Source organism: Paenibacillus sp. 10L310 (assembly GCF_056395745.1).
In genome coordinates this window covers 556,719-571,919 of record NZ_JBFTKC010000002.1, presented here as the reverse complement: position 1 = coordinate 571,919, position 15,201 = coordinate 556,719, and the positions used below count along the sequence as shown (strand labels likewise).

Annotated in this window: 11 protein-coding genes; 6 read left to right on the top strand and 5 right to left on the bottom strand. The window is 44.0% G+C overall.

What is annotated here, in order from left to right:
* Positions 1-72: 72 nt before the first annotated feature.
* From AC1DE7_RS07955 to AC1DE7_RS07940, 4 genes are all read right to left on the bottom strand, one after another.
* Entirely contained in the window at positions 73-708 is a 636-nt protein-coding gene (locus AC1DE7_RS07955; protein ID WP_100528869.1) for a response regulator transcription factor, read from the bottom strand.
* Positions 705-2,786, bottom strand: coding sequence for a sensor histidine kinase (locus AC1DE7_RS07950; protein WP_477534102.1), 2,082 nt, complete (start codon positions 2,784-2,786; stop codon positions 705-707). The genes AC1DE7_RS07955 and AC1DE7_RS07950 overlap by 4 nt, the downstream gene beginning before the upstream one ends.
* Before the next feature lie 386 nt (positions 2,787-3,172).
* Complete coding sequence (locus AC1DE7_RS07945) at positions 3,173-5,209, bottom strand: serine hydrolase (RefSeq protein ID WP_477534101.1); 2,037 nt, start codon at positions 5,207-5,209, stop codon at positions 3,173-3,175.
* Positions 5,210-5,519: 310 nt separating this feature from the next.
* Positions 5,520-6,104, bottom strand: coding sequence for a P-loop nucleotide/nucleoside kinase family protein (locus AC1DE7_RS07940; RefSeq protein WP_477534100.1), 585 nt, complete (start codon positions 6,102-6,104; stop codon positions 5,520-5,522).
* Positions 6,105-6,382: 278 nt separating this feature from the next.
* Between AC1DE7_RS07940 and AC1DE7_RS07935 the strand changes: the two genes are divergently transcribed.
* Together AC1DE7_RS07935 and AC1DE7_RS07930 are read left to right on the top strand one after the other, a co-directional pair.
* Positions 6,383-6,718, top strand: a complete 336-nt coding sequence (locus AC1DE7_RS07935; protein WP_017688825.1) for a PadR family transcriptional regulator — start codon at positions 6,383-6,385, stop codon at positions 6,716-6,718.
* Positions 6,715-8,064, top strand: coding sequence for an FtsW/RodA/SpoVE family cell cycle protein (locus AC1DE7_RS07930; RefSeq protein WP_477534099.1), 1,350 nt, complete (start codon positions 6,715-6,717; stop codon positions 8,062-8,064). Before AC1DE7_RS07935 ends, AC1DE7_RS07930 begins: the two co-directional genes overlap by 4 nt.
* Positions 8,065-8,125: 61 nt before the next feature.
* On the opposite strand, the gene AC1DE7_RS07925 is transcribed toward AC1DE7_RS07930, so the two are convergent.
* On the bottom strand, positions 8,126-9,916 hold the full coding sequence (locus AC1DE7_RS07925) for an ABC transporter substrate-binding protein (RefSeq protein ID WP_477534098.1): 1,791 nt from the start codon (positions 9,914-9,916) through the stop codon (positions 8,126-8,128).
* Between the two features lie 134 nt (positions 9,917-10,050).
* Here AC1DE7_RS07925 and AC1DE7_RS07920 point away from each other — a divergent pair, with 134 nt between their 5' ends.
* From AC1DE7_RS07920 to AC1DE7_RS07905, 4 genes are all read left to right on the top strand, one after another.
* Positions 10,051-11,670 (top strand): DUF4153 domain-containing protein, encoded by a 1,620-nt coding sequence (locus AC1DE7_RS07920; protein WP_477534097.1) that lies wholly within the window; start codon positions 10,051-10,053, stop codon positions 11,668-11,670.
* A 92-nt stretch (positions 11,671-11,762) separates the two neighbouring features.
* A complete protein-coding gene (locus AC1DE7_RS07915) occupies positions 11,763-12,113 on the top strand; it encodes a hypothetical protein (protein ID WP_477534096.1) in 351 nt (116 codons plus the stop codon).
* Positions 12,050-12,937, top strand: a complete 888-nt coding sequence (gene yidC, locus AC1DE7_RS07910; protein WP_477534095.1) for a membrane protein insertase YidC — start codon at positions 12,050-12,052, stop codon at positions 12,935-12,937. Before AC1DE7_RS07915 ends, yidC begins: the two co-directional genes overlap by 64 nt.
* Positions 12,938-13,224: 287 nt before the next feature.
* The gene (locus AC1DE7_RS07905; protein ID WP_477534094.1) at positions 13,225-15,192 is read left to right on the top strand and encodes a helix-turn-helix domain-containing protein; all 1,968 of its coding nucleotides are present in this window, start codon (positions 13,225-13,227) and stop codon (positions 15,190-15,192) included.
* Positions 15,193-15,201: the final 9 nt, after the last annotated feature.

Genomic DNA, 15,201 nt, shown 5'->3' with positions numbered 1-15,201 from the left:
AGAACAAACCTCAGGTTGCGTTAGAGGGTGTTCTACTGCTCTTTTGTTGTTCTTTTAAACGGGTACATGTTTTTACCGTTTCTCAGGGAGTGTTACGTCACCGAGAATCCCTGCCTGATAGCCTTTGACTACAGCACCAATTCTGGACTTCACACCAAATTTCTGCGTAATAGAGGTTATATGATACTCCACTGTACGTTGACTGATCGCCAGATCCTGTGCGATCTCCTTATTGGTCATCTCCAGTGCAATGCGGTTAAGCACTTCCCGTTCAGTTGCTGTGAGTGATTCCTCCAGATTAGGGGATAACATGGTCTCTGGAATAAGAACATGTCCCAACATACTTTGGTGAATGGCGTTGATAATCTGTCCATACGTTGCTTGTTTCGACAAGTAGGCATGAACGCCCAGATCATAAGCTTTTAACTGGAATTCGTGATAGTTGTATCCGGATAACAATATAATTTTGACGGATAACCCGTATTGATCTTTCAATCTTCTCACAACCTCGAACCCGTCAAGCTGGGGCATGCGGATATCCATCACAACGACATCTGGTCGCAACGCCTCTACTTCGGATAAAAAAAGCAATGGATCGCTGAATGTTTTCAGTACATCTATGCCGGGTTCGCGGTTTAAGCGGTTGTTGAGACCTTCCATGACCAGGGGGTGATCATCAAGCAGTACGACTGTAATGGGTTCGCTCATTGTTCAGTTGCTCCTTTGGTTAAAGGCAAACGGATGTTGATTGAGGTTCCTTTGCCAAGGCTGGAATGTATGGTGAATTCTCCACCGAGATGCTGAATGCTGCTCTGTATGGATATCAAACCGAAGTGCCCTGTTGCAGTATCAAATGTGGTATGAACATTAAACCCCAAGCCGTCATCCTCTACTTGGAGAATCAAGTCAGTATCCCTTGTATATACTTGAATGGAGCAGAACGACGCCTGTGCGTGCTTCATCACATTCATAATGAGTTCGCGGACCGTCCGAAAGACGGTGGACTTCAGAGGTTCGTGCTTCAACTCTTCAGAGAGGGCGTTGTAGTTTAGTTCCATTCTGATGCCACTTTGTATTTGAAGTGTACGGATGAGCCATTGCAACGCTTCCTCAAGATCACTTCGATCCATAATATGAGGGTAGAGATCATCACATAATTGACGTATATCTCTCTGGGAAGCATACAGGCACTCCAGCCAAACAGCCGTTTGATCCTTATGCGTCTCTCCGGTATCGTGTAATTCCTCCAAATCACGAGACAGGAAAATCAGGTTTTGAAGCAGTTGGTCATGAAGGAAATAAGAGGTTTTCATACGCTCTGCCTGTTGGGCTTCCATCATAATATCATTGAACTGCTGATGACGGCGTATCTGGTGTTCATGAAAAACTGTCTGGTCTACACGGTGTTCATATCGCTTCTGCAGATCGGATAAGAGTCTGCCATTGACGAGCATTCGAATTGCTTCCAGCCTGCCTTTATCAATGATATCCTGTTCCTCTGCTGAAAAAAGGGTGCGATTTTCTTTGTGACCAATGCCCAGAAATCCTATCGTCTCCGTAGTGGGCTCACCCGACAGCTCCCAAACCTGTGCCAAATCATATTTTTGTCGTAAAACTTTAATATCCAACGCCTGGTTATCTATATTCTGAATGGAAGCAAAAACCCCTGTACCTTCCTGAGAATATCTGTGCTTATCATCAATCCATATGACAATTACACCTTCAATATCCAGCATCTTGTGGAACATCTCGGCAAACACGTGAATCATGTCCCGCATGTTTTGCTGCTCAGCCATTCGCACAGTCAACCGCAGTTGCTGGTGTTCCAGCCAGTCTTTGTTAAGTTTGTTTTTCTTGCGTGAGCGTGTGAGTGTGTACTGATACACCCAAGTGATCAGCAAAAACGAGACAAACAGCAAGCTGATATGAATTAACGAATGCAGGTGAGAAGCAGCCAGAAACAGTAAAAATACGATTAAAGCATATAGTCCATGAATCATCAATCTTGGCATAACCAGTTTGAGGTCAAGCATACTCCGTTGTACAAGTACATAAGTGAACATCCATGATAAAGGCAGAAATCCAATTAATGTGTACTCTACAGGCAATAATGGTTCACCTTGAAGCAGGGTTGGAATAGCAAAACAGATGATGAAGGGAATCAGGCTAACAAGTATTCCTGTTAACATGAGCAATAGCTGGTTCTGCTCCTTGCGATTGTAGCTTTTACGATAAACCCATGTCATCCAGATTAAGATCAGAAGGGTTGCACAAAGAATAAAGTTAAGCAGATTGGTTGGACCAGACGGTGCAACAGGAGTACTGACGGTAGTAATGCCTTGATTGAACTGAACATCGGTCATCATCCACTGCTTGATGTACAGAAAGGCAAGGCCAGTAGAGTAGGCAACTGCAATACCTCTGCTGATGAATAGTAACCACCGGAAACGATGCAGGTGGGTACGGAACACAAAAGACACATAAAAAGCAGTTAGACAGTAAGGTAACCATGCCGCACAAAAGGCCAGAATATAATTGGATAAAGGCAACTGGGATGTGTATATCGTCAGTATACATATGGCCATGGACAGGTTAAGCAGGTAGAACAGGCGCATCACTCGTGAACCGGGTTGGCTAAACAAGGCATAGGTTCCGGTCAACAATAGCAATAATTCTACTATGGATGAGAAGCCGATGTTGAACCATTCACGTGGTCCAGGCTTCATGGTATGTTCGGATGCCTGACCGTGAGAATTCTCAACGTCGATGATGTAGGCTTTAGTCACTAAGAATACACCTTTTTGATGGAGTAAGCGGACTCCTCCTTCGGGTTCCAAGGAGATAACGGTGTCACCTGATCTAATCCCGGATGTATAAGCTAAACCTTGCGGATCTACATCATGTACTGCCCAAGAATTGGAGGCATTTGGCGTTAACGAAAGTCCGATATAAGGATTCATAAATGAAGAGATATGGATATACGTGGCTGTCACTATAAAGCACAACATTGTTACAAACCACACGATATTAAATTTAGTTTTCATGAATCTATGTAATGAGAGTCCTAGTCGCATGGTAAAATCATCCGTTCTTATAAAATGTATCATTGGTAAAACGAAGTGGAAAAACAAGCCATGTAGCAATGACATGGCTTGCCGAGCATCACTCTATGTTAATGTAGCAGAGTGCCTAACATTTTGTACATCAAAACGGATGATTCCTGCCTGAGCATAGGTTGCTTCGATCTATAATCCACAGCACCGGTGCTGGATACAGATACTTCCGGACCGTAGAGACCTAGAGCAACCACAAACTGGACACCTTCTTCAGCCCAACGATCCTGTGAACCGATGAGATCGGCAGCTACCGCAGGTGCACCAAGGAGTTGTTGTGCCGTTCTCGAAATAATCACCGCGGCCTCTTGCCTTGTTATGGCTTGGTCAGGATGGAACAATCCACGGGTATTACCTTGCACAATACCCAGTTCAAGGGCTGTTTGAATGTAGGGGGCATAGGGACTTGATTGGGTATCTTTAAATTTTGGTGATTGAGCTGAAATGGACATTCCGCTTATACCCACAACCTGTGCTACAAACTCCCCACGACTTACAGGCTTCTCTGGTTCAAATAGGGATTGATCCTGTGAATACAGGCCAATCTGTGTTAAACGATAGATGTACGGAGCATAGGGATGGTCTTCTGGCACATCTTCATAAGGTCTGGCTTCTGGCAATTTCTCGGACCAGCTATCTGATTTGTTGTAATAGAAATACGTGAGTTCACCTGACTGATTTTTTTTGAAACCAGCAAGCTTGCCTTCCTCATCCATGAACAACATGTCCTTAATGGGTGTTAAAGTGTGAGTGCCATAAGCATCTATAACCTGAAGACCTTTCTCTGTTGCTGAAATATCATATAACCATGCAGGCAAACGGATATCCCGATATAGTCCCTCATAGGTACGGAGTGAAGACCTGGGTACGCTATAATTGACATCTTGGACCTCATTACTCGGATAAAAATGATCCATAAATGCTTGAAAAAGCGCTTCTCGCACATCTGGTCCATCACTGTTGGAGACGATAAATAGTCCAGTCTTCTCGTTAGGCAACAGCCACAGATTGGAGTGGAATCCGTCAAGATCACCTGCTTTACTCACGACTTTACGTCCATGATTATACTGCGAATAGGTGGATTCGAATCCGTAACCTGTGCCAGGTATATCCGGGTGTATGGACACATCCAGCGTTTGCATTGCTTGGACGGATGACGGTTCGAGTATACGTGCACCCTGGTACGAACCTTGATTGAGCTGCGCAAGCATAAAGTGAGCCATATCCCGTCCAGTCGTAATTAATCCGCCCTCAGGGGAGCTGTCCGGTACATTGGGATATTGCGGAAGTTCCTGTCCTTCAGCGCTATAAGGAGTTGCGAGTTTACTCAGCGTGTCTTTGCTTAGTGTAAAATGGCTATCCGACATATCAAGAGGGTTGAATATATGCTGTTGTACATAAGTCTCAAACGGAAGTTTGGACTGTTTCTGAACAATGTAGCCCAAGAGTGCATAACCGTAGTTGTCGTAACGGAAAACTTCTCCTGGATTGCGAACAACGGACGGTTTGTTGTCCTGGATGAATTGCTCAAGCGGATAAGAATGATTCAACTCCCTGGGTATAGCTGCTACATCTGTGAAATCAAACCCGCTGGTGTGGGTCATCAGATGATCCAATGTTAACGCTGTTCCGGTATGGTTGGTCAGATTAAGACCATCTGTGTATGCGCTGATATCCTGATTAAGTTTTACGTTACCTTGCTCGGTCAATTGCATAATAGCGGTTGCTGTCAGCGTTTTGGAGATGGAGGCTACACGGAATAGAGTGGAGTCGGCGTCGACGGGGATTTGTTTTTCCACATTGGCATAACCATATCCTTTATTCAAAACGATCTGTTGATCGTGAACAACGGTGACTACCGCACCTTTCAGAGCAGACTTCACTTCAGGTTGGGCGAAGAATTGATTGATGAACGATTCAGTTTCCTGAGGGCTTACCTGAGGAAGAGGGAGGCTGCTCTCTGCCGATACACTGGTTATTGTGGTGAAACTCAGAGATGCAACCAGGAGGATGTTGGCTACGGCACGTTTCCAATTAGGATTTGATTTGTAGCTCTGTTGTTGTTGAGTTGGACATGTTGCTACGTGAGATTTCATGAAATTCTCCTTTGAGTTGAGATATGTTCGTTCTCTTACATTCAAGTACATCTATAATCTATCAGTTTGAATGTAATGGCGATTCCGTAGTACGCACTTATTATGGCAGGACTTCCGCAAACCTTTTTGCGTGATCCCGCAATTGTTGAGGATGAAGAGTAAGTTTTGAATGATCTTAAATATATGAAAAGAGGTATTTGTCATGATGGACCCAATGGGGGTCTCGACAAATACCTCTTTTTGTTTCGTCTTTTTATTTTCCATGCAAAGCGACATCGTGCAAAGGAATTGGGAAGTAGATTTTATAAAACTACTCGTACATCCGTCGTTCAAGTTCAGCATAGGCAATCGCAGGATCATCACTTGAATTATCAATATAAGCGACGGATGAAGCAGGGAGGGGCCAAGCTACTTCTTTACGGACGAGAGAAGCTGTGAAGGCATCCCAGTTGGCTAACTTCCATTCATCTAGTGGGGATTGTCTTGCTGAGATTCGTTTGTGATACAACGCTTCATTCTCAAGATAAATATAGGCCACACGCACATCCGTATCATCCAGGGTATGTCCAATTCGTGCAAGTTCCTGAGCAATCCAATCCGGGGAACCGATTTCCTTGGTAAATGGCCCCACAACGATCGTATCGATACCCAACTGAACGTTATCCAGAGCGGCGTCCATCGTAATGCGGTACCCAAGATCACGGCACAACCTTTTGTATTCAGGCGAATCTCGGTCGGATGGATCAAGTCCCTGAAGGGTCATGATCGCCTCAGCCGCGGGACGAAGCAGAATATCCATATCAAAGAAAGCCGCTTTATGTTTACGGGAAAGGGCTTTGGCTAGTGTGGTCTTGCCACTCCCGGCCCCGCCGAGAAAGAAAATTAGTTTGCTCATGAATGTAATGCCTCCTTTAATTAGATTCAAAAAATAGGATATGTAAATGAAAAATACACAAATATATAGATTCATCATTAGAAAATGAAAGGACTTGTTTATTTTAACATAAATAAAGAAGCTTGTTGGCTAGACAGAAAAGGAAGGATAAGGTAATATCATACCTAGTTGTTCTATGCATAGGTTTCCGATGTATGTGAAAAGAAGAGATTTAAAAATGTATTTTTCGAAATCTAAAAACTCTTGCTAAATGAATTGAAAAGGAAGGAGTGAGCGCGTTGCAGGTTAACAAACAAATGATTAAAGGCAGTACCGAAACATTGATTCTGACCCTGCTTCAGGAACGACCGTTGTACGGATATGAATTAATTAAGGAATTACATCGTCAATCCGAGGGTGTGTTTAATCTGAAAGAGGGCACGTTATATCCTATTTTGCATGCTATGGAGATTGAAGGTTGGGTAGAGTCGTACTGGATGGAGGTTGAAGGTCGTAAACGGAAATATTATTCGATTCGTGACAAGGGCATGGAGGCCTTACAAAGTAAAAAAGCAGAGTGGAATTTGTTCCGTAGAGCTGTGGATCGGGTGCTTGGGGAAGGAGGCCTGACATGACGAATCGACATGAGCGAATTCAGCATTATCTTGATCACATGTGTGTTCAGGTTAAAGCTCGCGAAGTACATAACGACCTGCGTGATGAGTTGGGAAACCACATGGAAGAGATGATTTTGGATAAAGAACAAGAAGGTTATACAGAGGAAGAAGCAGTTGCATATGCCATTGAACAGATGGGCGATCCTACTGTCGTAGGCAAGAGTATGCACCGATTGCATCGCCATCGTATGCATTGGGGTCTGTTAGTTGGATTAATTGGTTTGTCTATAAGTAGCCTGTTGTTAATGTGGATTTTTACAATTAATGTAGCAGATGAAAAGTATCAGTTCTTATATCGCGGTCATGTGTTGTACACCGTTATAGGTATAATGATGATGTTGTTCTTTATTTACTTTGATTATCGTAAGTTGAAAAAAGCTGCTTGGTGGATTTATATTCTGCTTAATGTCATGTTGTGGATCAGTCCAATGATAACTACAGATATTCATGGTAATAGCAGGTATTGGGGCTTATTTGGCGTAACACTAGACCTTACCACAGCTTCAGTGTGGATATTGCCACTTGCTATAGGTGCCATTATGCTGGACAAGCTTCGTTCCAATTGTAATATGCAATCCATATTGACCTACATTGCGATGGTAATGTTGCCAGCGGTACTATTGTTTCAAACCTTGGACTGGGTTCGCTTGTTTCTGTTTGGCATAATGTGCATTGTTTTATTTGGCTGGCTTACTCATAAATGGCTTTATACAGTCGTAGGTGCTGTTATAACAGGAAGTATTTTTCTATTGTTATTGTTTTTTGCAGATCAATACGGACGCCTGAAGAGGCTCTCTGTCGTTTTGAATCTTCAGGATGATCCTTATGGGAGTGCCTATAGTAACTATTCCATTATTGAAGTTATTCGATCATCCGGCTGGTGGGGTAATGGGATTGATACAACGTTCGACAGGTTTAAAACGAGTTATTTCAATTACCCAGGTGTGCTGCTCATTGATGTGTTTGGCTGGTCAGCAGGGATACTGCTATTGGTTGGTATCATCTGGTTTGTTGCCAGTATGGTGAAGATGCTCCCTCGCATATGGGATGATTTTGGCCGTATGATTATTGTCAGTATCACAACTATGTTTGCAATGCAAATCATCTATTCATTGGCGATGACTACCGGCAAGGCGCCGATTATCAGTATTTCTTTTCCTTTTATTGGGTATGGAAATCACCTTATGTTTGATTACGCCATGCTCGGTTTACTGCTCGGTATTTACCGCCGCAAGGATACTATTTCGAAGAAAAATAAAAAAATACGGCAGAAGGTGGACGCCGACCTACTGACCAATTCATAGGCATCCAAAATCATTACCGCATCTTGAAATGAAAGTATTATTTTGCTCGTTTAACGAGCATTCACGGAAACCAGATATGACGCAGGTTCACCCAGCCCTGGCTGTTGAAAGATAGACCACGTACCGAAGGCAGATAAGCGGTTTCTACCGGTTTTTCGGATAAATGGAACAGTAAATTCTGACCAACCAAAAATTGCTCAATTCGATCTAATTCACAAGTTCGATCCGCAGCGATGGGAGAGGCGACGATGGTTTGTAAGATCTCATGGATCGTTATACGAGCAGAATCTTCCAGATGCTCAGATAACGTAGAGTAGAGATCATACCTTCGCAGTTCTTCGTCCCTGTCCCGAATGAGAGAGAAGAGAATCAGATCAGATTCCAGCCGCAGGTTTCCTTTGAACTGCTCCATCGTAGCAGTACGGACGGTACACGAGAAACCGCACTGCTCCAGTATGGACGCCAGATGTTGGGCATCTCTGCGATATTGTGGAATGGTTGCAATGTGCAAGGAGATGGGACTGGAGGATACGGAACTTATCGATATATCGCTAAATCCCTCCGAGTGGACCTGGACTTTCTTGGTATTCACCGCACTAAAATCAGTCTCCACGACTTCAGAGTCATCTGCATGTCCGTCATCTCTATACATTCCAGCAAGGCATGACTGAAGGTGTGCTCTTACTTCCGGATCGTTTAACGGTCCGGTTTTTTGTGTATTACACGTGAGTAATTTATGAACCATCACACCTGCACTAATCTGTGTCCAGTCTGCACCCTCAGACGAAGACGGATTATGAACAAGATGAAAGAACGGAGTTTCGATATCTTGGCTATCGTCCATTTTTGCCGAGGCACTCCACGGAATCTGCAGGATATCTACCCGGTCCATATGTGCTCTACCTTGAAAATATGATGAAAAGGCTTCAAGTCTGCACAAGTGATCATCCCAGGCGGTGACCTTGAAAGGTCCCGTCCCAACAGGTTTTTGCATCCCATGCACATCACCGGAATGCTTCATCTTATGTTCGTTTGTTCCTGGTGAGGGTACAATCGCCGCACGACTTGTTGTCAGGAAGGACAAAAACAATTCATGAGGATCTTTAAGCTGGAAACACACGGTTAAGGAATCGACCGCTTTAATAGATAGAATCTGTTTACTTACATCACGGTACAGTGTCCGGCGATCTGTAGATTGCAACCGTTCAAACGTATGAACAATATCATGGGCTGTCAACAACTGACCATCGTGAAATGTAATACCTTTTCGCAAATAAAAGATCCAGGTCTTTCGGTCTGCACTGACATCCCAGGTATGAGCGAGACATGGGAGGATCTCTCCCTGTTCACCCCGCTGAACCAACCCGTCAAAGACATGGCTGGTAACAAAGGATTCAGCTAATAGATTAATGAACAGCGGATCAAGGGCATGAAGCTGTTGGCGCAGGGGCAACCGAAGGGTATCAATCTGCTCATTATTGGTGCCGGCTTCCGTATGATGTCCTGAATATCCAAGCAACCACTGGTTTAGATGATCCTGCATGATTGTTGAACTGGAGAATGCGCTCACCTGCTCGGCAGCTTCCTGTAACTCCCGGCGATTCATGGCCTGCATCATATATTCTGCGGCGATTTGATCAGCCGGAACAAGCAAGGTCAGTGAAGAACGCCGACCCCGGCCACGCTGGGAAACCCAACGAATCCAATCATGGGCAACCATCTTTTTGACAATCGTTAACGTATTGCGGTGTGTACAATTTAGCAACTCAGCGAGATCGGCGAGTGTAAGTTCATGTTCTGTATGGTGACCGTAATGGCGATGCAACAGCAGATATTGCTGATGTAATTTCAAGTGTTGATTCCCTCCTGGAGGTGAACTCTGACGTATTCCTCTAAAATAAGAAGTTTTGTCAATTTTAATTTCTATTTATATTCCTATTTTATCATCTAGAATATAGCATAGAAAGGTTAATGGAGGTTTTTCCCATGATTGATAAAATAATGGCTTCACCGCAACGCGCTCTAATCACGCTACTGTCTGCATGGATGCTGGCGATCATTCACCAGTATTTATTCTATGGTAATGAGATTGGCGTATCGTATCCTATCTTTGTAATTCTCTTTTATGTGTTCATGTATCTGTTTGCAAGGGATCGCATGAGGTCTTTCAAGTTCATTGATGCTTTTGTAGCGGCTGTAGTGCTATTGTTGTCGCTAACGTTTCTGTTATACGACAATGAACTGCTGTATGTTCTTAATTTTCTGGTCATACCTGGCGTAGTTATCTTACATATGACGTATCTGATGGGCAGAAAACAGAAGCAGTGGTGGGAGATTGGCTTGATTGGTAAGGCTATTGACCACTTGCTACCTCAAGCCATACGTCATTGGGGGACTGTTGCTGCTATTGCTGTGAGAGCAGGCGGGCGTGGCATGGGCAAATCCCAGAAAACAGTTGTTTTCAAAGTACTCATTGGTCTTGTGGCGTCCTTGCCTATCCTCATTGTAGTCGTTGCATTACTGTCCTCTGCTGACGGGGTCTTTGATCAGTATTTAGCCGGTTTTCCGGAGTGGCTGAATCAATTGGCTTTTACTCCAGGGATACCGAGAATCATCTGGATTGTCATCGCAGGTGTATTGCTGTTCGGTTATGTATGGGGATTTGTACAGCCAATGCAATATGAGGCAGAGAAGAGAGCGAACGCACATTGGAAAAATGGAGCAGAATCCACGGTTGATAAGCGTGATCACACCTATATATTCTCTCCTGTGGACCCGGCCACTGAAGGTAAGGTTACCAATAAGATTACACCCGAGCCCGAACGCACTCCGGTTCAGCGGGAACCATTCAGATTGGACCCCATCATTGTGGGGACGATGCTGATTGTCATTAACTGTGTGTACGTTTTGTTTGTACTTGTACAGTTTTCGTATCTGTTTGGTGCAGGAGAGGGGCATCTTCCGGTAGATCTGTCTTACGCAGATTATGCGAGAAGTGGATTCGCAGAGTTAATTCTCGTCACTGGTATTAACTTCTTTATTCTTATTGTTGCTTTGCAGTATACCCGTTCGAGTGGCAAAACGGGTTCCATCGTACATCAGGTACTTCTCCTGATTCTGGTCAGTTGTTCAGCAATTATGTTGTATTCCGCGTTTATGCGCCTAAATCTGTATGAGCAGGCATATGGATATACGTACATCCGCTTCCTGGTACACGCATTCATGATCTTCCTCGCACTCCTGTTGCTGATTGCTGGCCTTCGTATACGGTACACATCAATACCGCTGATCCGCTGGTATATCGTGCTGGCGCTCACAGCTTATGTTGCTGTCAATTATGTGGGCATGGATAAACGGATTGCCGAGCTGAATATTGAACGTTATCATCAGACTGGCAATATTGATGCAACCTATCTGGCAAGTCTGTCGGCAGATGCAGTTCCGTTACTTCGAGAGTTTGCTCAGGAGGAGTATCCGGATCTTAAGAGGGAAATGCTGGAACGTCAAGCCTACCTGGATGAGGGTGCATCAGATCGTTCATGGCCTTCTTATAACGTGGCAAGACACCGAGCTGAGCAAGAGTTGTCCAAATTGAGAACGGAATAGCTGAATAGTAGTTGTTTTCACGTACGGATTTATGCAAAAACAATATGTAAGTGTTATAATATAAAAACTAACCTATAAAGGGGGTGAATCCCTTGTTTGAACTTCAGGAACTATTACCGTATTTATTCTCGATTGGACTCATCTTCACAGTCAGTTATGCCTATATCGCCCATCTTCACTGTGGCATGACCGAGTATTGGATGGAAGGTAGCGCCGGTGGTGGACTTGAACCAGTACTTCCCGCTTTGAGTTTGGACAGACAACACAGACAGGAAGTCTGGAGCCGCATGATCAGACGAAGAGAAGCGCCCGATGAAGATGATTCAGATTGTCATTCCTCGTTGAACGATTGGTCAACAATTCAACGAGGAGGATATATATGGAAAACAAGACCAACAAGGGATTCACTTTTAGATCGGGCAAGGGACGGATCTATGGCCTGATTGCCATTTTGTTTGCAGTCATGCTGCTTGCCGGATGCAGCAACAACGTGTCGGAGATTACTTCGTCGACACCGGGATTTTTTAATCACTACATTGTATTTCCACTGTCGTATCTGATTCAGCATATTGCTACCATATTTAACGGAAGCTACGGGGTCGCGATTATCGTGATTACGCTGGTCATTCGTTTAGCACTGTTGCCCTTGATGATGCGTCAAGCCAAGTCCCAGCAGGGAACACGAGTCATCATGAACGCCATGAAACCCGAGATGGATGCGCTCAAGAAAAAATATGAAGGCAAAAATGATCCTGCTGATAAGCAAAAGCTGTCTCAGGAAACGATGGAGCTATACAAGAAACATAAGTTCAATCCGCTGAACATTGGTTGCTTGCCGATGCTCATTCAGTTGCCTATACTTTCAGGTATTTACACAGCCATCCGACTTACACCGGAGTTGTCCTCCCACTCGTTCCTGTGGTTCAAACTGGGAGCGCCGGACTACGTACTCGCTGTGGTGGTCGCGGTCATATATCTGATTCAAGCCAAGGTATCACAAGCCAATATGGCGCCTGAGCAGCGAAAACAGTTCGCCATCATGGGATATCTCTCCCCATTGATGATGGCATTCTTTTCTCTTACAGCTCCGGCAGCGATGCCGCTCTACTGGACGGTTGGGGGTTCGTTCCTGGTACTACAGACATTATTGTTCCGTAAAATGTACCCGGTGGAACACCCACAGGAGCCTGTGGTTGTGGAAGTAAGTAAGAAAAAGAATAAAAAATCCAGCTCCGCCAAACCTTCTCGGAAACCTGCAAAGTCTTAATAAATTTGGTCGCAGGTGACAAGAGAAACATGGTGACTACGTAATCTTGTTAAATACAATAAACATGATGAAGAAGCCTGATCCATATGGATCAGGCTTCTTTTTTGTACTATCAGGTGTTCCTTTTTAGTTTTTTACGAAAGCGGATGGAAAGCATAACGTCCACTGCCTGTTCCCCAATATCACTTAATGATATATACTTACCTGATCAAATGTGATATTGATAATCAATATCAATTATTGAGTGATGTATACATTGGAAAAAGTGAAACGAGGAGTGCGGGTAGATGCAAGAGGAAGAAGCAAGACAGGGATTTACACCGGAGATGATTGATCTGATGGCCAGTATCTGGACACGTTCGATCATTACATTAATAGATGTACGCTTTCAGAATATAGCGTCACAATACCCGTTGGAGCAATATAAAATGCCTAGTAGCATGTTTATCTATGCATATGGGGGAGAAGCGCAAATCCAACTGAATGAAACCACATTTGCAATGGAACGCTTCGGTTTAGTTCACGGCGGGAAGGGGAGCCTGCTCAGTATTACGCCTAAAGAGGAGATGGTGAAGACCTTTATGGTGTTTTATAGAGCAGAATCACCTCTCTTTTTCAAGAAACATCTGCAACAATTACTGGAGCAAGTGAATCCATTTGTTCAACAGTTTGGTTATACGCCAAGTAATCCCATCTTGCTACGCGATTGGTTCCAACGGATGATGAATGGCTGGAAACGTGGCAAGGCGATGGATCAGCTACAGGCCAAAAGTTTTTTATATCAATTGATTCATGAGGTGTACAGGGATTTGGAGGGTGGTGAGATTCGGTATCTCCAGCCAGATCCAGCCTGTTCTGCCAAGGTATATCTCGATAAACATTACAGGGAGCCGATTATGTTTCAACAAATTGCCGATATGTTTGGGATCAGTGGTGGACAATTGACGCGTTTGTTCAAAAAAAGGGAAGGGATGAACTTACAGGAGTATCTCATTCAGAGAAGGATTGAAGCTGCCTGTCATGACTTGAAACATACAGAAGCGACAGTTAAAGAAATCGCAACAGGAGCTGGTTTCACAGATGAGAAAAACCTGTTCCGCATGTTTAAGAAGCATTACAAGATGACACCAAGTGATTATCGGAAAATAAACGCACTATCCATGCAGGTTGATGGTATTGATAATGATTCTCATCTCCCTTACGATGAGAGGGAACTAGCGAGTCTAGTCAAGTCTTATAGAGATGGGGAATCAACGATGTTTGGAACATTAAGAAGTAAAGAAATGATTTTGGCGGCGGCGATAAGCATGATGCTGTTATTAACGGCATGTACGTCAGGGACGCCAGCGAATAATGGGGGAACGGCAAATACAACACCTGCGCAGACACAGCAAACGACACAACAGGAAGGGTCGGAGACAAAAGCTTCAGAAGCAGTCTCGCAGACCAGAACGATATCCACAGTTAAGGGTGATGTTGAGGTACCTGATAACCCTCAGCGAGTTGTAGTCGATTATTTGGTTGGTGATGTGGTAGCCCTAGGTGTAACTCCTTTAGGTGTGGCTAGAGCTGCACGGGGAGAGACAGAGCCTGTTTATGCTAACCAGATTACAGACTCCATAAAAGTAGCCATGGAGCCGGAAGATATCATGACGCTTGAGCCGGATCTTATCATTTTGGCATGGAGTGATGAGTCGTATGATGATTTATCCAAAATTGCCCCGACCATTTATGTTCCCTATGGTGATATGACTACAGAAGAGCGGATACAATTTATTAGCGATGTTTTGAACAAACAGGAAGAGGCTAAGGATGTTTTGAATGCTTATACCGGAAAAATCGAAGAAGCAAAGCTAGCCTTTCAGAATGCGGGCCTATCCGATGTGACGATTACGGTTGGAGAATTCAGTGATAAAAGTAACTACATAGCTGGAGCCAAGCATGCCGTTGGCGAGCTTGTTTACGATGAACTTCAATTGCAGGCACCTTCAAAAGTCCAAACGGATATTATCGATGCAAATAAATATTGGGGCGATGTCTCCATGGAAGTATTACCCGCTTACTCTGGGGATTATATGATCTTCTTAGGAGATGGAAACGTTGCTTCTGATAATGCAGTGTGGAATGCCATACCTGCTGTGCAACATGATCGGATCGTAAAGGTAGATTCTTCGCTATCTTGGTCCACCGACGTAATGACTTCCAGTGCATTGATTGATTATATTGTTAGTCAATTGCTAGCATTAGCTAAATAAGAGTTAGAA